Raw genomic sequence first — 17192 nt, 5'->3', positions numbered from 1 at the left:
GACCCGCGCCACATGGTCGCCTCCTGCACCAACTGCAACCTGTTCATCGGAAATCCGGCAGACCACGAAGATCCTCCGAACAAGGCGGTGACCAGATGGTGAACGAGCAGCTATCCATCCTCGAACTGGCCACCCAGCCCAGCCAGGCTCAGGCACAGCCCGCGGAGGACGCGCCACCCCGGTGCCGGATGTGTGCCAGGCCAGCACGGTGGATCACCACCGCACAGGAATGGGGCATGTACTGCGCAGGCAGGGCATGCAGCAACCGCGAACGCATCTGCCAGCAGTGCGGCAACACCTTCACCATGAGCGTGGACGGTGCAGGCACCAAGTACTGCTCGACCGAATGCAAGGCCGCGGGCTACCACCCCTACCGCAGAACGCAACACCGGTGCGCCTGGTGCGGCAAGGAAGCCCCGCACAGCAGAAGGCCAGGAAGCGTGTGGCCCTACATCTGCGATAACTGCACCGCCCCCATCAAGCACGTAGTCGACCGGCTCAAGTCCCACCGCGTGCCACACGAACGCGCACGCCAACTGCTCACCGAACCGGGCTGCGAGATCTGCGGGGTCGACCTGCTGAAGCGGGTGAGGTCGTCGGGTCACGGCAAGAACACAGCGCGACTCGTGGTCGACCACGACCATGACTGCTGCCCCGCCAGCACCCACTCGTGTGGCCAGTGCGTACGCGGACTGATCTGCCACTCCTGCAACATCGCAGCTGGCTTGGTGAGAGACGACCCGAAGATCGCGCAGGCGCTGGCCAGTTACCTCGATCGAAGCAGAGAGTCGGCCGCGTGAACATCGAAGAAGTTCCACGTTTTCCCGGCTGGGGGCCGAGCAGGACAGCCCGCTCTGTCCGGAATTTGCGTGCGCGATTTGGAGGTGCTCCGTGACGGTGACGCTCGGTGAGGTTGAGGTGGTCGGGTCGACCACGCCGCGGCTGTGGACTCCGCCGCTGGTGACCGGCCCGCCTGGGCCCTGTGGCTGCGGGTGCGCGCTGACGCCGGAGACGTCGTACGGGTTCCGGGAGGTCGAGTTTGCCGAGCGGCGGCTGGGCCGTCCGAAGTGGCCGTGGCAGCGGTGGTTGTCCATCCACGCCGGGGAGCTGCGGCCGGACGGGATCCCGCGGTTCCGGCGCCTGGTCGTGGTGGTGGGCCGTCAGTCGGGGAAGACCCGCGAGGTGGAGGACCTGACCCTGTTCTGGATCTTCGAGGAGAAGCACCCGAGCATTCTCGGCACCAGCACGCTGGCGAAGTACGCCAAGAAGCCGTGGATGTCGGCGTTCAACCTGGCGGTGCGGCGGCTGCCGGATCGGCTGCCGGAGAACCCGCACCGGCGGGCGATCCGGAAGACGACCGGCGAGGAGGAGTGGTGGTCGGCGGATGACTGCCACTACGGGATCGCGGCGTCCAACGCTGAGGGTGGCCGGTCGATGTCGAACCGGCGGGTGATCGCGGACGAGTTCGCGAAGCAGTACAACTACGACGCGTACGGGGCCGCGTATTACTCGATGGATGCGTTCGAGGATGCCCAGTACTGGGCGTTGACGACGCCGGATCCGAAGGGTGTGCCGTTCAACGACCTGCGGGCCGCCGCGTTGGCGTTCATCGAGTCGGGCGAGGGTGATCCGTCGCTGGGCCTGTTCGAGTGGTCGGCGCCGGAGGACGCGGACCCGACGGATGTGCGGGCGCTGGCGCAGTCGAATCCGACGCTGGGCTTGGCCGGCGGCAAGTCGGCGGTGCGGTTGCTGAACGACGCGCGGGCGGCGGCGGCGTCGGCTGAGGCTGGGGACGGGGATCTGCTGCGCACGTTCAAGACCGAGGTGATGTGCATCCAGCAGACCGACTCGGTGAACCTGGCGATCGATCCGGCGGCGTGGCGGGACTGTCGGGTGCCGGCGCCGGTGGACACCGAGCTGCGGCAGCGGCTGGCGGCGTGCGTGGACCTGTCGCTCGACGGGCAGCACGCCACTCTCGCCGTGGCGGTGGTGCTCGACGACGAGCGGGTGCGGGTGGAGACGGTGCACGAGTGGTCCGGGCCGGATGCGGCGTCGCAGCTGGAGCGGGAGCTGCCGGCGTGGGCGGAGCGGGTCCGGCCGAAGGTGCTCGGTTGGTTCCCGTCGGGGCCGGCGGCGGCGGTGGCGGCGAAGGTGGCCGACCGGCGGAAGGACGGCGCCCGGGGCTGGCCGCCGCGCGGGGTGCAGGTCGAGGGGATCCGCGGTGAGGTGACGGCGACCGCGATGGGTTTCGCGAAGGAGGTCACCGCGCGGACGGTGGTGCACTCCGGGCAGGAGATGCTCGACGCTCAGGTGGCGAAGGCGGAGAAGCTGACGCAGGGCGGCGGGTGGGTGTTCACCCGGAAGGCCGGCCAGGTTGACGCGGTGTACGCGGTGGCGGGTGCGGTGCATCTGGCGCGGACGTTGCCGAAGGTTCGGAAGGTGTCTCGCCGATCTCGGATGGCGTGAGCGAAGAATCGTAGGTTTCGGGCCGGTCTGGCTGATGATTCGTAGGCAAGATCATGTACGCTCCCGGCCATGGGGTGGCTCGCCGCGGTAGGTCAGCAGATGCGAGAGCTTCTGTCCCTACCGCGGCCCCTCGGGCTCGACGAGCAGCCGGGCGCGCAGTTCGACTCGCCGCCTCGGCCGATCGACCAGGTGTTCCTGGCGATGAACGCCGGCGTGCCGGGCCGCGTGTCGCGGGAGCAGGCGCTGTCGGTGGCGGCCGTCCAGCGGGGGCGTAACTCGCTCTGCTCGATCGCGACGCTGCCGCTGGTGCAGTACAAGGGGCTGGACATCGTCCGGTCCCCGTTCCTGGAGCAGATCGACCCCGACGTCGCCAACGTCGTCACGCTGGCGCAGACGATCGAGGATCTCGCGTTCGACGGTATCTCCTGGTGGCTGATCACCGCGCAGGACTTCGCTGGCTTCCCGATCGCCGCGCGGCACCTGGACGTGCGCACGGTGAGCCTGGACCCGCCGACCGGCGCGGTGAACCCGTTCCCCAGCGGGGTCGACGCCCGCGGCGTGAGGGTCGTGTGGGTTGACGGGGTGGCCACGCCGGCGGACCGGCTGATCCGGTTCGACTCCCCGAACCCGGGGCTGCTGGTGGCGAACGCGCGGGCGATCCGGCGGGCGCTGCTGCTGGACCAGCTGGCCGCCGTGTATGCCGACAACCCGAGGCCGACGGACTACTTCACCGACGGCGATGACCCGGACGTCGACCCGATGGAAGACGACGAGATCGACGGGTTCCTGGCGGAGTGGAAGGCGGCGCGGAAGGCCGGCGGCACCGGCTGGATCCCGCGCACCGTGAAGCGGGTCGACGTGAACAGCCCGTCGCCGCAGGAGATCCAGCTGGTGGAGCTGCAACGGCAGGTGACGCTGGAGATCGCGAACGGGCTCGGTGTGGATCCCGAGGACCTGGGCGTGAGCACGACGTCGCGGACGTACTTCAACGCGCAGGACCGGCGCACGTCGAAGATCAACGAGACGTACGCGCCGTACATGCAGGCGATCACGCAGCGGCTGTCCATGGGCGACGTGACCCGGCGCGGGCACGCGGTGCGGTTCGACCTGACGGACTACCTGAAGCCGGACCCCGGCGCGCAGGTGACGTACTGGAAGGGCTTGAAGGACATGGGCGTGATGGACGCTGACGAGATTCGCGCGGCGGCCGGCCTGTCCGGCCCGGCGCCGAAGCCCGCCGCGGCTGCGTCCGCCCCGCCGGCCGAGGGGGACGGCGAGGACCAGGAGCAGACCGAGGGCGCTGAGGCGTCGCGGCTGGCGGTGGTTCGGCTCACGGCCAGCGCCGACGACGGCGGCAAGCCGGCGATGACGTTCGACGTCGCCGACTTCGCCGGGGCGGCGGAGCCGGCCAAGGTCGACGTCGAGCGGCGCACGATCACCGGTCTGGCCGTTCCGTACAACAAGGTCGCCCGCAAGTACGGGTTGGCGTTCCGGTTCCTGCCGGGGTCGCTGGAGTACGACGACGCGAACCTGTCCCGGATCAAGCACCTGAAGGACCACTACACGCCGGTCGGGATCCACACGTCGGTGAAGGAAACCCGGCGCGGCCCGGTGGTGACGTTGAAGGTGCTCGACGGTCCCGAGGGCAGCCCGGCGAAGTTGGAGCGCGACCAGCTGCTCTACGACGCGGAGCACGGCCTGTACGACGGGCTCTCCGTCGGCGTCGACTTCGCTCTCGACCCGGAGTCCGGGGACGTCGAGTGGAACGAGAAGGACCAGGTTTACGACGTCAAGCGGGCGACCTGGCGCGAGACCAGCAGCACCCCGATGCCCGCGTTCGATGACGCGCGCGTGACCAAGGTACGAGCAAACCGAGAGATTGGAGCAGGAATGCACTGCGCCACCTGCGGGCAGGTCCACGCGGAGGGCGTGGCGTGCACCGCTTCCAACAACCAGCAGCCGGCCAACCAGCCGGCCACCGGCGTGAACCTCAGCGAGGACCAGCTGACCGCTCTCCTGTCCCGGCCGGGCGCGATCCAGGCGATCGTGGCCGCGCAGCAGCCGCAGCGGCCGGAGCAGCCGGCGGCGCCGGCCGGTGCGCTGACGCTGTCCGCCGAGCAGGTCGACAGCCTGATCAAGGCCGGTCAGCTGGGTGCGCTGCTCGGTGTGCCGCAGGCGATCCCGGCCCGGAACGAGCCGGCGGAGCAGCGGCAGGCGGTCGACCCGACCCGCCGCACCGTGGCCGCGTCGCAGGTGCGGGAGGAGCTGCCGTACCGGTTCGACCGGGGTGGCAACCTCACCCGGGGCGCCCAGTACGACTTCTCGACCGACCTGATCGCCGCGTCGCGCGGTGACGGCGAGGCGATGGAGCGGGCGACCAAGTTCATGCGCAGCCAGTTCGACGGGGCCATGGCCAACAAGCCGCGGCTCGGTGAGGCGCAGTTCGACGTGGACAAGGCGGACGCGGCGGCGCTCAACCCGGCACGGCAGCGGCCGGACATGTTCGTTGACCAGCTCGACTACGCGACCCCGCTGTGGGACTTCATCAACCGGGGCACCCTGACCGACGCCACGCCGTTCGTGGTGCCGAAGTTCGACAACACCAGCGCGGGTGACCTGGTGGGCGACCACACCGAGGGCACCGAGCCGACCGGCGGCACGTACAAGGCGACCAGCCAGACCATCACCCCGACGGCCCTGTCCGGCAAGGTCGAGGTCACCCGGGAGGCGTGGGAGCAGGGCGGTTCGCCGCAGCTGTCGGGGCTGATCTGGCGGCAGATGAACCGTGAGTGGTTCGAGGCGCTGGAGACGGCCGCCGGCACGTTCCTCAACACGCTGACCGCCGCGGCGGACATCGACCTCGGTTCGGCGGCCGGCACCCCGCCGGTCGTGGACGACGTGCTCGACGCGGCCTGGTCCGCGGCCAACGCGGATCTTCAGTTCGCCCGCGGTGGTCACCGGTTCCGGGCGTTCGCCGTGCACCAGAACCTGTACCGGGCGTTCGTCGGTGCGGTCGACTCGACCGGCCGGCGGCTGTACCCGATCATCGGCCCGCAGAACGCGACCGGCGTTGCCGCGCCGCGGTGGGGCACGATCGACCTGGGTGGCGTGACCGGTGTCCCGTCGTGGGCGCTCGGCGCGGCCGGGGCCGGGGCGAAGAACTCCTGGCTGTTCAACCCGGACGACGTGCACGGCTGGGCCAGCGCGCCGCAGCGTCTCCAGTTCGAGTACCGGGTCGCGTTCGTGGACCTGGGGATCTGGGGCTACAAGGCGCTGGCAAACACGCGCATCGACGGTGTCCGCCAGGTCATCTACACCACTGCCTGACGGGAGTGACAGGCATGTGGGTGTTGGTGGCGACCGGTGACCCGGCGGCGGTCAGCGAGGGGTACGTGAACTTGGATCAGGCCACGGCTGTCCTGGCGGATAAGCCCGCTGTGGACTACCCGTGGCGGGTGCGGGTGCACCTCGCGGACGGTCGGACCGGCTACCTCAAGGCGACGTACGCGAGCCGGGAGGAAGCCGTCGAGGCGGCCGACCTGCTGGTCGGTGGCGTCGACCCGACGGCGTAAGGGGGCGGCATGGCTGAGGACGACAAGACGCCGCGGGTGACTGCGGCTCAGGTGGCCGGCGAAGTCGAGGAGCTGCGTGCTCAGGTGGCCGAGCTGGCCGAGCAGGTGGCCAACTTGGCCCGGGCGCTGGCCCGGACCGACCGGCGACGCCGGAACTTCTGAGGGGACGTAGAGGGTGGCACGGCTGATCGGTCCGGCTCAGGACCAGCGGGTGTTCTACTACACCCGCGGCGCCCGGCGGGGGCAGTTCGTTCCCGCCGGGACGGTCGTGCCTCTCTACGCCGATGAGGACGCCACCGAGCCGGCGGATGTGCTCGCCGCTGACGGGGTGTCATCGCTGCCGGAGACGGACGACGGGATCCCGTACGTGACGATCGGCTCGACTTTCGAGGCCGAGCTGTTCCGCTTCCCCGACGGCTCCGACCCCGTGGTGTACACCCGCGTGGGCCCGGACGGGCCGATGGTGCCGCTGTACCCGGCTGCTGATGGTCGGATTGACCAGCTGGCGGCTGCCGTTGCGGGGTCCGTGTCGGGGACGGTCGTGCGTATCCGCGATGAGGCGGGCGGCGCGGTTCGCAGTTCGATTTTGGGTGGTGGGTCCGGCAACGCGATCGCCGACGACGTGATCGATTCGACGATCGTCGGAGGTGGCACGCCCGGCAGAGAGAACGTGATCGGCAACGGGATCATCGCCAACGTCGGCACGACCAGCAGCAACGTCCCGGCAGACCCCGCTGACCTGCGCGGCACCGCGGCGAATCACTGCACGGTGGGCGGCTACGACAACGTGGCGGCCGGTCTCAAGTCCGTGATGTGGTCGGATCACAGCGCGATCAGTGCGGCGGCGACGCACTCCACGATCTCCGGCGGGTCGGATCACCGCATCACCGGTGGTGACTTCGTCACGATCTCTGGTGGGACGTTCAACACGGCCAGTGCGACGCAGGCGACGATCGCCGGTGGCGGCAACAACACGGCCTCCGGGCAGTACAGCTTCACGGCCGGGCAGAACAACACCGTGTCTGCGGCGGGCGCGGTGGCGCTCGGATCGGCGAACACGGTCAGCGGTGCGTCTGCTCTGGCGATCGGGCAGAACAACAAGGCGGAGGGCAACTACTCCACGGCGTTCGGCCGGTACGCGCGGGCCCGCGTCTACGGGCAGAACGCGATGGCCAATCACCGGTTCGCTCAGGACGGGGACGCACAGACCAGCGTGATCACGCTGGCGCGGCAGACCACGACCGCCACCGCGACGATCCTCGGCATCGCCGGGGGCGGCACGGCGTACGACCTGCTGCCCAGCTCGACGGTGGCGTTTTCCTTGCTGCTGGTGGCCCGCGAGGGTGCGACAGCGGACTGCAAGAGCTGGCGCGTGGAGGGCATGATGCGCCGCCCCGCCTCCGGAAACAGCGCAGTAGTGGGCACGCCCGTCATCACCGTGCTGGCGGAAACATCCGCCGCTGCCCCGTGGACCCTTTCGGTCGCCGGATCGTCCATTGGAACCCTGCACTTCCTGGTCGTCGGTGAGGCCGGAAAGACCATTTCCTGGGTTGGCCGGCTCACGCTCGTCGAAGTCGCCGTCTAGGAGAGGGGGCACCGATGGCTGTACCCGCTGGCGATAGTGGTGGCTCCGCGCCCTGGGGTGGTGACTACCTCGATGCGGTGACCGCGTCCGACTGGTTGTACTCGCCGGGCGTCGATGAGGCGGACGTCGCGCTGTGGTGCACTGCTGCGTCCCGCGCGGTCGACAAGCGGTGCAACCGGCAGTTCGGGATCGTCGACGCGCCGGAAGCCCGTACGTACCGGCGGCCGGCGGTCTACGACGTGGTGTCGGGGCTGTGGCTGCTGGAGATCGACGACGTCCAGGATGTGACCGGGCTGCGTGTCGCCGGCGTCGCGTACGCCGACTCGGGCGCGGTGCTGCTGCCCGACGACGCGGAGCTGCGTGGCCGCCCGTACGAGCGGCTCGGGTTCGCGGACTTCCCGGGGGCGCCGGTGGTCGTCGAGGCGCTGTGGGGGTGGCCGGAGATCCCGGCGCAGGTGATCCAGGCGTGCAAGCTTCAGGTGTCGCGGTGGTCGTCGCGTCGGCATTCGCCGTACGGGATCGCCGGGTCGCCGTCGGACGGGTCGGAGATGCGGCTGTTGTCGCGGCTCGACCCGGACGTGGCCACGACGCTTGCCGGGCTGTCGCGGCGGCGGAGGGTGGCATGAACCTCGACGACGTCGCCGGCGAGCTGGGCGCCGCGCTGCGCACGATCGACGGCCTGAACGTGCCGGAGTGGGGCGTCGATCGCGTCCACCCGCCGTTCGCGTTGATCCCGCTTCCGGACCCGATCACCTACGACACGACGCACGGGCGCGGGTCGGACCGGATCGAGGACTGGCCGGTTCTGGTCCTGGTCGCCAAACCGACGCAGCCGGCCGCGCGGCGGGCGATCGCCGAGTACGCGGACGGGTCCGGGCCGAAGAGCGTCAAGGCGGCGATCGAGGCGCGCACGTACACCAGCTGCGACTCGGTGCGGGTCGCGACGGCGGAGTTCGACGTCGTCACCTACGCCGGCACGGACTACCTGGCGGCGATGTTCCACCTCGACATCACAGGAAAGGGCGCATAGCCATGGCGTTTCAGCACGGCAGGTTCACCAAGATCACGGTCGGGGGTGACGACATCTCGACGTGGACCAACACGTCGGAGATGACCCGGGGGTCGGCGGACCACAACAACACCACGTACGGCAAGAACTCCGAGGTGCATGGGGGTGGGCTGCTGAACGGCGAGTTCACCTGCGGCGGCATCTACGACAACACGGTCACGACCGGCACGCACCCGGTGCTCAACCCGCTCGTCGGCACGGTCGTCGAGATCGTGCGCATGGTGGAGGGCGCGGGCGCGGGCAAGCCGGTGCAGACGTTCGACGGGCTGCTGACGTCGTACGTGGAGACGGCGCCGGTGGCCGACATGGTGACCTGGTCCGCGACGTTCGTGGTCAGCGACGACGTCGCCGACGACACGCAGGAGGCGTGACGTGGCGACGATCGACAAGGCGGCCCTGCTCCGTCCCCGCTGCCCGGAGCAGGACGTCGACCTGCCCGGCGTCGGCACCGTGCGGGTCCGGGGGCTGACCCGCGCCGAGGTGCTCGACATCGGTAGGCGGGCGAACGACGGCGAGAACACGGAGGCGTCCGCGCTGGCGTTGGCCATGGTCGACCCGAAGCTGACCGAGGACGAAGTCCGCCAGTGGACCGAGGTCGCCACGTTCGGCGAGCTCGAGGCGCTGAACCACGTGATCAACAAGCTGTCCGGGATCGCCGGCCGCGCCGACAAGGAGGCGTACAAAAGCCTTCGAGGCGAATCCTGATCTTGAGTTCGAGTTCTTCCTGGCCGAAAAGCTGGGCCGCACGGTCGGCGAGTTGCAGGCGGGGATGAGCAACGACGAGTTCGTGCGCTGGTCGATCTACTACGCGCGGAAGGCGCAGCGGCGCCAGCTGCAGGAGCTGGTGGCGCGGTCCCGTCAGGGGAGGTGAGCGGGCGTGACGGTGGTCGAGCCGATCCGAATCGAGGGGCTGAACGCGATCAACCGGGCGTTGCGCCGGATCGACGCGGAGGCTCCGAAGGGTCTGCGGCTGGCGCACAACGAGGCCGCGAACATCGTCGTCGACACGGCCCGGCGGAAGATGCCGCGCCGGTCGGGCCGGGCGCAGGCCGCGGTCAAGGCCCGGTCGACGCGGACGGCGACGCGGGTGTCGGCCGGGTCGTCGCGGGCGCCGTACGTGCCGTGGCTGGACTACGGCGGTGAGGGCCGGGTGAAGGGCCGGCCTGCGTACCGGACGTTCGAGAAGGGCGGCCGGTACGTGTACCCGGCGTTCCACGAGCGCCACGGCGACGTGCAGAAGGCGCTGGAGGACGGGCTGCTGACCGTGATCCGGGCGGCTGGGCTGGAGGTGGACTGAGGTGGCGGGGAACGCGGTAACGCTGACGTTCGCCGGCGACGCGACGAAGCTGAACAAGGCCGCCGCGCAGGCGAGCGCAGCCACGGAGAGCGTCGGGGACGCGGCGGCCCGGGCCAGCCAGCAGACCACCGACGCCGGCCGCTCGGCGGACGTCTACAGCGGCCGCATGGCCCGGATCGGTGCGACGGCCGCCGGTATGTCCGCGGCGGTCGGCGACGCCGGCGGCACCGTGTCGGCGCTGGCCGCGCTCCAGAGCCGGGGCGCGGACCGGGCGCAGGCGCAGGCCCGGGCCCTGGCCGACGTCGAGCAGGCCGGCCTCGACGCGGAGCAGGCCCTCGGCGACCTGAAGCAGGCGCAGCTGGATCTCAACCAGGCGCAGCTCGACGCGAAGCAGGCCGGCGTCGACGCGGAACAAGCTGTGCTCGACCAGAAGCAGGCGGCGATCGACGCCGCGCAGGCGCAGAAGGACTACAACGCCGCGGTCAAGGAGCACGGCAAGGGCAGCATCGAGGCCCGGCAGGCGGCGCAGGACCTGGCGCAAGCGCAGCTGGACCTGAAGCAGGCCGGGGTCGACAGCGGCCAGGCGCAGGCCGATCTGGCGCAGGCCAACGAGGACGCCGCGCAAGCCGGCCGGGACATGGCTCAGGCGAATCGCGACGCGAAGGATGCGCAGCTGAACCTGAACGATGCGCAGAAGGCGGCGGACCCGTCGACGCTGTCCCGGGTTGGGACGGAGATCGAGCTGCTGTCCACGGCCGCCCTCGGCCTGGTCGGCACGCTCAACCTGCTCGCGATGGCCAACAACGCGGTGTCGCTGGCGTCGATCAAGTCCGCGGCCGCCACCACCGCGAGTAAGGCCGCGCAGCTGGCTGGCGCCGCCGCTACCGGTATCGCGACGGCCGCGCAGTGGGCGTGGAACGTCGCGATGTCGGCGAACCCGATCGGCATCGTGATCGTGGCTATCGGTGCGCTGGTCGGGGCGATCATCTGGATCGCGACCCAGACGACCTGGTTCCAAGATCTGTGGGGGGCGATCTGGGGCAAGATCGGCGAGCCGGTGAAGGCCGCGTGGGACTGGATCAAGAAGATCACGACGACGGCGTTCAACTGGTACATCAGCCTGCCGGGCAAGATCGGTCGGGCGTTCGGGAAGATCGGTGGGCTGATCTCGTCGCCGTTCCGGTCGGCTTTCAACTCCGTGTCCCGGGCGTGGAACGCGACGGTGGGCCGGCTGTCGTGGACGGTACCGGGCTGGGTGCCCGGCGTCGGCGGGAACAGCATCTCCGCGCCGCGGCTGCCCACGTTCCACAGCGGCGGCACGGTGCCCGGCCGGCCCGGTGAGAACGTCCTCGCCGTGCTCCAGGCCGGCGAGCAGATCAAGTCGCCGTCCGCGTCCGGCGGCGGCGGCTCAGTGCTGGTCCTACAGTCCAGCGGCCGGTCCGTCGATGACCTGCTCCTGGAGATCCTGCGCGCCGCGATCAAGCACCGCGGCGGTGACCCGGTCGCCGTGTTGAGGAGCTGACGTGGCGTTTCCCGACACTCAGGTCGCGGCCGAGGTGGACCTGTACCTGGGCGACACTCTCGGCTGGGTGAACGTGCTCGACGCCGGCGACGTCCGACATTCCGTGGCCGACTCGGGCGGCGGGATCACCATCACCCGCGGCCGGCCGAACGAGGGCCGGGAGCCGGACCTGACCCAGTGCAGTCTGGTCCTCAACAACGCTGGCGGCCGGTACTCGCCGCGTAACCCGGCCAGCCCCTACTACGGGCTGCTGGGGCGGAACACGCCGATCCGGGTGCGGGTCGGTGACCTCGGCGCCGCCGGGGCGGTCGCGTTGTCGGGTCCGGCGAAGAACCCATCGGCGGTGACCACCCCGGCCCACGCGAGCCTCAACACCTCGGGCGACCTGGACATACGGATGTGGGTGCGGCTGGTCCGTTGGGCGACCGGCGATTTCTTCGAGCTGGTCGGCCGGTACTGGGCGGTCGGCACCGAGCGCGCCTGGTACATCGATGTGGACGCCGCCGGCCGTCTGGGGCTGACGTGGTCACCGGATGGCAGTGCCGCGGGCCGGATCAGCCGCCGGGCGTTGGTGCCGGTGCCATCGGTGGCAGGCGGGGCGCTGGCGGTGCGGGCGACGCTGACCCTGGCCACGGGGGTGGTGCGGTTCTACACCGCGGCATCGTTGGCTGGTCCGTGGGTGCAGCTGGGCGCGGACTCGAGTCCCGCTGGGGCGACGTCGGTGGCGGAGGCCCCCACTGCGGGCATTGAGCTCGGGTCGTTCGGCGGCCTCGCCGCGGCGCCGGCCGCCGGTGAGCTGTACGGCTTCGAGCTGCGCATCGGCGGCACCCTCGTGGCGTCGCCGGACTTCACGCTGATGCAGCCTGGGCAGACGTCGCTGACCGATGCGCAGGGCCGCCCGTGGAGTCTCAACAGCAGCGCCGTGGTCATCGACCGGGGCGCCCGCTTCTACGGTGAGGTGTCGTCCTGGCCGTCGCGGTGGAACCTGGCGGGCACGGACCAGTGGGTGCCGGTCGACGCGGCCGGGATCACCCGGCGGCTCAGTCAGAGCACCGCGGTGACGTCTCCGCTGCGCCGCACCCTGTCGTCTATCGACCCTGCCGGCTATCTGCCGCTTGAGGAAGGGACGGACGCCACCCGGCCGACACCGGCGACGGCAAGGCCGACCACAGCCACGTCCTCTCAGGTGACCTACGGCGAGGAATCGGGGCGGCTGCCGGGAAGCCGGTCGGTGGCGAAGCTGACCGCGACGTCGTCCATCACGACGACCGTGACACCACGACCCGGGTCGTCGACGTACTCACTGCTGGTGTTCATCAAGCTGGCACAGATGCCGGCCGGTGGAGACCAAACCTATCTGCGGGTGCACTGGTCGGGCGGCACGGTGGCCCGGTGGGACTTCCAGATGTCCGGCGGCGGGTACCGGTGGGTCGGCTACGACCAGGGCGGGGACGCCGTTTCGGACCACAACTTCAACAACGCGGATAATCCTCCGGACGACTGGCTGATGATGTACGTCGAGTGGTCGCGTTCCGGCGACACGATCACGTGGCAGCCGTGGGTGGCCAACGCCGGCGATCCCGCGTTCTCGACCTTTTCGTGGACGTACACGGGCACGCTCGGCCACCCCACCAGGGTTGAGGTGGTAGGCAACAGCGACCTGCAGGATGCTCTGCTGTCGCACCTGGCCGTCGACAACGAGCGGATCTTCCTCAGCGCCGACTTCGCGGCCATCTCCACCGCATACGCGGGCGAGAAGGCCGGGGAGCGCATCGTCCGCGTGTGCGGCGAGGCGGGGATCCCGATCACGTTCTGGGGTGCGCCTGACGACACCGCGGCGTGCGGGCCGCAGCCGATCGTGCCGCTGCTCGACGCGCTGCGCGACGCGGCCGCCGCCGACGGTGGGATCCTGCTCGACGCGCGGGGGCATCGTGGTCTGCACTACCGCACCCGGACGAGCCTGTACAACCAGACACCGATCCCGCTGGACTACACGCACATCTCAGCCCCGTTCGAGCCGACAGACGACGACGACGCGACCCGCAACGACATCACCGTGTCGCGCCCTGACGGGGCGTCGTCGGTGGCGGTGCAACTCGACGGCCCACTGTCGGTCCTGGACCCGCCGGCCGGTGTCGGCCGGTACACCACCTCCGAGACGCTCAACGTCGCCACCGACGACCAGCTGCCCGACCTCGCGTCGTGGCTGCTGCACCTGGGCACAGTCGATGAGGCCCGCTACCCGCGTATCCGCCTCAACCTCGCCGCGAAGACGCTCGCCGCCGACCAGGCCCTTACGCGGCAGGTGGTGCTCTCCGACACCGGCGACGTGGCGTCGATCGATGGTCTGCCGGCGTGGCTGCCTCCCGGGCCGGCCCGGGTGATGGTGCAGGGCTACACGGAGACGATCGACGGCTACGACTGGTCGATTGTCTGGAATGCGGCGCCGTCGTCACCGTGGGACGTGGCCGTCGTGGACGGCGAGCAGCGGGTAGCTGCCGACGGATCCACGCTCGGCGCGGACCTGACCAGCTCGGGTACGTCGCTGTCGCTGGCGTCGACCACCGAGAACGGCCCGTGGACGACGGACCCGACGGACTTCCCGCTCGACATCAGGGTGGGCGGTGAGCGGGTCACGCTCTCGGCGATCAGCGGCACGAGCAGCCCACAGACCGCCACCATTTCAGCCCGCGGCGTCAACGGCATCCAGAGGTCGTGGCCGGCCGGTACCGCGGTCGACGTATGGCAGCCGGCGGTGTCGGCGCTATGAGGAGGATCTGATGGCGATTGCATCCGGGCAGCGGATCACTGCGGCGCTGCTGCGACGGCTCCGAACCGCTTACTACACCGCGTCATCGACGTCTGAACTGACCGGTGCGGTCACCCAGGGGGAGGTCCCGGGGGCGTCGGTCACGTTCACGACGGAGACGGCCGCGCGGTGGTTCTGCGAGGCCGTCTTCGACGCCGACCAGCAGGGCACCAACACCGCGCTGATGCTCGGCTACTGCGATGTAGACGGCACGGTCCAGGCCGGGCAGGCGATCAACTCGGACCCGGCCGCGAGCGACCGACACACCGTTTCGCAGATGTGGGACGGCACCCTCAGCGCCGCCGGCACGCACACGATCAAGCTGCTCGGCACCCTCGCCGCGAGCCAGGCGATCCGCGTGGGCAACACGCGGCTGAAAGTCACAATCCAGGAGGCGGTGTGATGGCCGCTTGGCGCAAGGGTCAGTCGTGGCGGGTTGTGCGCTCGCTGGACCGGCTCAACGAGCAGCTGCGTGCCGCGTTCCCGCGTGCGGTGCCGCCGGCCACTCCGGCGGTGTCGTGGGGGTCGATCGCCGACTCGGCGCACAGCAGCAGCAGCGACCACTACCCGCACTACTACACCGCGCTCGGCAAGACCGCGGTCGTGTGTGCGAGGGACTTCCCGCACGCCCCGAAACTCGGCCTGGACGCACACGAGGTGGCCGAGCAGCTGCGCCGCAGCCGTGACCCGCGCATCGGCTACATCATCTCGAACGGGCGGATCACCGGCCCGAACTACGGCTGGGAGTGGGACGACTACGACGGGTCGGACCCCCACGACACCCACATCCACGTGAGCACCGTGCACACCGCCCGCGCGGACGACACCCGCGACTGGCAGATCGGAGAGGACGACATGGACGCCAAGCAGTTCGCCGCCATCCTGAAAGACCCGGCCGTGGCCGGCCTGATGCGGGCCCTGCCGTGGCAGTACGTGGGCGGCGGCATCCCGAAGGGCATGTCCACCCTCAGCGTGCTCAACGAGCTGGTGACGCGGGCGCGGGCCAATGACGGTGACACCGACGAGCAGGCCATCGTCTCCGGTGTCCTCGCCGGACTCACCCCGGAGCGGATCGCCGCCGCGATCCCCGAGGCCCTCACCGAGCAGGTCGCCGAAGAGCTGGCCAGGCGGCTCACGTCATGACCGACCCGCTCGGCCCGGTACAGATCACACCCCGGGACATCTACGACCAGGTGGTGTTACTCCGCGACACCGTCAACAAGCTCGTCAACCAGGGCGCCGGCCACGGCGAAGACCTGCGCGACCACGAAACCCGGCTGCGGTCACTGGAGTCCCGGCAGTGGCCGCTACCCGCCGCCGCGGTGCTGCTGTCCCTGGCGGCGCTCGGCACCGCCGTCCTGCCCCAGCTCGTCAACTAGGAGGACCTCATGCAGTGGAAGCCGTACGCCAAGGCCGTTGTCGGCGGACTGACCGCTGGCCTGACCGCGCTGGGCACCGCCCTCGCCGACGACCACGTCACCCGGCTGGAATGGACCATCGTGGCCGGCGCCGTTCTCGCCGGGCTGGGCATCGTGTACGCGGTACCGAACCGGCCCGCGTAGTAGCCTGACGGCGACCCGTACGCGGACCGACAGGCCGCCAGCCGGAGGACGCCCCCGCTGCCTCACGGCGGCGGGGGCGCTGTCGTCTCCCGTCAGCGTTGCTTGCACAGGTCCGCGTACGCCTCGGCCAGCGCCGCGTCCACCGTGCCGGGCGCCCACGACTGGCCACAACCGAGCAGGGCCCGAGTCTGTGCGTCTTCCCGGCTGATCTTCGGCGCATCAGATGGGGCCAGCTTCAGGTACGTCTCGTACGGGTCGCTCTTCGGCTGCGCAGGCGCGGAGCTGGACACGCTCGCCGGCCGGGGACCGGCCGGGTCGTTCGGCAGGCCGATGTTCCAACCGACGATGGCCGCCGCGACCATCGCGACCAACATGATCGCGATGAAGAGCAGACGACCGCGGCGGGGCGACGTGGCAGGCGCGCTGTTGGTCATGGCGGGCACCGTACTCTCTGTGGTCAACACGTGGCGGCCCGCGCGGCTCACGGGCCGACAGTCAGGACCGTACGGCGGATCGGACGCCGACGCGCGGTCAGCCGCGGCGGGTCGACCCACTGAACACCAGCGGGCATCAGGTACAGCTCGCGGCGCTGAACGGCGTCGCCGGTGTCGCCGAGCTGGTAGGCGTCGATCCACAGCCAGCCGTCGTACGTGTGCCGTTCGAGGACCCCGATCACCCGGACGGTCATCTCCGCGAGGGCGAACTGGGGCGAGGCCGCGCGGGTGAGGCGGAGTGTGTCGCCGGGGCGGATGGTCCGAAGCGGTGGCGGAGCGGCTGGCCGGGTGCCGGCTCGCGGTGTCGGCCGACCGGGCGGCCGTCTGTCGCTCACCGGGCCACGATCCCGTAGACCATGAGCGCGAGGACCAGGACGGCGACGGCCCCGATCTCCCAGACCTGGGCGCGGTTGATGCGGGGTGCTGGCGGGCGTGGTGGTGCGGGGTATACGTCGCCGTCGACGATGGGTGGCGGGTTGGCGTGCCGGTGCGCGGGTGTCACAGGATCACCTCTTATGACTAAAAGATCATCTAACGCTCACTCTCCGTACCCTAGAAAGCCTAGATTTCTAGGTCAAGCATCGTGTTGAGGTCCGATACCGCACATGGTGTGATCCGTGGGCCCAACCCACGGAGATCAACCCATGCCCGCCCGCCGGCTGACCTACGAACAGATCGCCGACGACCTCGCAGCACGACCGGGCCCGCCTCTGGCAGGCCATGGACGAGCTGCGGCCCTGAGTCTCCGGCCGTCTGGCTGGAGCCCGTGCCGGCTTCGTCGACGTCGCCGGCACGGGCCACCGAAGCAAGACGCGG

20 protein-coding genes are annotated in these 17192 nt (G+C 70.3%); 17 read left to right on the top strand and 3 right to left on the bottom strand.

Features of this window, described 5'->3' with window-relative positions; translation table 11 throughout:
- Window positions 1-95 precede the first annotated feature (95 nt).
- The 17 genes from E1211_RS15260 (at window position 96) to E1211_RS32525 (ending at window position 15882) form a co-directional block, all read left to right on the top strand.
- On the top strand, window positions 96-800 hold the full coding sequence (locus tag E1211_RS15260; protein ID WP_207915377.1) for an endonuclease domain-containing protein: 705 nt from the start codon (window positions 96-98) through the stop codon (window positions 798-800).
- Window positions 801-891: 91 nt separating this feature from the next.
- The gene (locus E1211_RS15255) at window positions 892-2466 is read left to right on the top strand and encodes a terminase (RefSeq protein ID WP_243704921.1); all 1575 of its coding nucleotides are present in this window, start codon (window positions 892-894) and stop codon (window positions 2464-2466) included.
- A gap of 99 nt (window positions 2467-2565) precedes the next feature.
- Window positions 2566-5793: a phage portal protein gene (locus tag E1211_RS15250; protein WP_165945287.1), complete on the top strand. Its 3228-nt coding sequence runs from the start codon at window positions 2566-2568 to the stop codon at window positions 5791-5793.
- Window positions 5794-5807: 14 nt separating this feature from the next.
- Window positions 5808-6038 (top strand): hypothetical protein, encoded by a 231-nt coding sequence (locus E1211_RS15245; RefSeq protein WP_132349540.1) that lies wholly within the window; start codon window positions 5808-5810, stop codon window positions 6036-6038.
- A 9-nt stretch (window positions 6039-6047) separates the two neighbouring features.
- Window positions 6048-6200 carry a hypothetical protein gene (locus E1211_RS32530; RefSeq protein ID WP_165945288.1) on the top strand — a complete coding sequence of 51 codons (153 nt, stop codon included), beginning with the start codon at window positions 6048-6050 and terminating at the stop codon, window positions 6198-6200.
- Between the two features lie 13 nt (window positions 6201-6213).
- Window positions 6214-7623, top strand: a complete 1410-nt coding sequence (locus E1211_RS15240; protein ID WP_132349538.1) for a hypothetical protein — start codon at window positions 6214-6216, stop codon at window positions 7621-7623.
- Window positions 7624-7637: 14 nt separating this feature from the next.
- Window positions 7638-8249, top strand: a complete 612-nt coding sequence (locus tag E1211_RS15235) for a phage gp6-like head-tail connector protein (RefSeq protein WP_132349536.1) — start codon at window positions 7638-7640, stop codon at window positions 8247-8249.
- Complete coding sequence (locus E1211_RS15230) at window positions 8246-8653, top strand: hypothetical protein (RefSeq protein WP_132349534.1); 408 nt, start codon at window positions 8246-8248, stop codon at window positions 8651-8653. Before E1211_RS15235 ends, E1211_RS15230 begins: the two co-directional genes overlap by 4 nt.
- Before the next feature lie 2 nt (window positions 8654-8655).
- A complete protein-coding gene (locus tag E1211_RS15225) occupies window positions 8656-9063 on the top strand; it encodes a hypothetical protein (RefSeq protein ID WP_132349532.1) in 408 nt (135 codons plus the stop codon).
- Between the two features lies 1 nt (window position 9064).
- Window positions 9065-9397, top strand: coding sequence for a hypothetical protein (locus E1211_RS15220; protein ID WP_132349530.1), 333 nt, complete (start codon window positions 9065-9067; stop codon window positions 9395-9397).
- A gap of 172 nt (window positions 9398-9569) precedes the next feature.
- On the top strand, window positions 9570-9989 hold the full coding sequence (locus E1211_RS15215) for an HK97 gp10 family phage protein (RefSeq protein ID WP_207915376.1): 420 nt from the start codon (window positions 9570-9572) through the stop codon (window positions 9987-9989).
- Window position 9990: 1 nt separating this feature from the next.
- Window positions 9991-11511, top strand: coding sequence for a hypothetical protein (locus E1211_RS15210; RefSeq protein WP_132349528.1), 1521 nt, complete (start codon window positions 9991-9993; stop codon window positions 11509-11511).
- A gap of 1 nt (window position 11512) precedes the next feature.
- Window positions 11513-14281 carry a hypothetical protein gene (locus E1211_RS15205; protein ID WP_132349526.1) on the top strand — a complete coding sequence of 923 codons (2769 nt, stop codon included), beginning with the start codon at window positions 11513-11515 and terminating at the stop codon, window positions 14279-14281.
- A 10-nt stretch (window positions 14282-14291) separates the two neighbouring features.
- Window positions 14292-14723: a hypothetical protein gene (locus E1211_RS15200; protein ID WP_132349524.1), complete on the top strand. Its 432-nt coding sequence runs from the start codon at window positions 14292-14294 to the stop codon at window positions 14721-14723.
- A complete protein-coding gene (locus E1211_RS15195; protein WP_132349522.1) occupies window positions 14723-15463 on the top strand; it encodes a hypothetical protein in 741 nt (246 codons plus the stop codon). Before E1211_RS15200 ends, E1211_RS15195 begins: the two co-directional genes overlap by 1 nt.
- The gene (locus E1211_RS15190) at window positions 15460-15699 is read left to right on the top strand and encodes a hypothetical protein (RefSeq protein WP_132349520.1); all 240 of its coding nucleotides are present in this window, start codon (window positions 15460-15462) and stop codon (window positions 15697-15699) included. Before E1211_RS15195 ends, E1211_RS15190 begins: the two co-directional genes overlap by 4 nt.
- Before the next feature lie 9 nt (window positions 15700-15708).
- Window positions 15709-15882, top strand: coding sequence for a hypothetical protein (locus E1211_RS32525; protein ID WP_165945289.1), 174 nt, complete (start codon window positions 15709-15711; stop codon window positions 15880-15882).
- Window positions 15883-15974: 92 nt separating this feature from the next.
- On the opposite strand, the gene E1211_RS15185 is transcribed toward E1211_RS32525, so the two are convergent.
- The 3 genes from E1211_RS15185 to E1211_RS32520 form a co-directional block, all read right to left on the bottom strand.
- Window positions 15975-16316: a hypothetical protein gene (locus E1211_RS15185; RefSeq protein ID WP_132349518.1), complete on the bottom strand. Its 342-nt coding sequence runs from the start codon at window positions 16314-16316 to the stop codon at window positions 15975-15977.
- A gap of 47 nt (window positions 16317-16363) precedes the next feature.
- Window positions 16364-16570 carry a hypothetical protein gene (locus E1211_RS15180; RefSeq protein WP_243704920.1) on the bottom strand — a complete coding sequence of 69 codons (207 nt, stop codon included), beginning with the start codon at window positions 16568-16570 and terminating at the stop codon, window positions 16364-16366.
- Window positions 16571-16707: 137 nt separating this feature from the next.
- Window positions 16708-16878: a hypothetical protein gene (locus E1211_RS32520; RefSeq protein ID WP_165945290.1), complete on the bottom strand. Its 171-nt coding sequence runs from the start codon at window positions 16876-16878 to the stop codon at window positions 16708-16710.
- Between the last annotated feature and the right edge of the window lie 314 nt (window positions 16879-17192).

Source organism: Micromonospora sp. 15K316 (assembly GCF_004348525.1).
GTDB lineage: Bacteria > Actinomycetota > Actinomycetes > Mycobacteriales > Micromonosporaceae > Micromonospora.
Note: the sequence above shows the minus strand (reverse complement) of the source record. Positions and strands in the feature narration are given on the sequence as shown.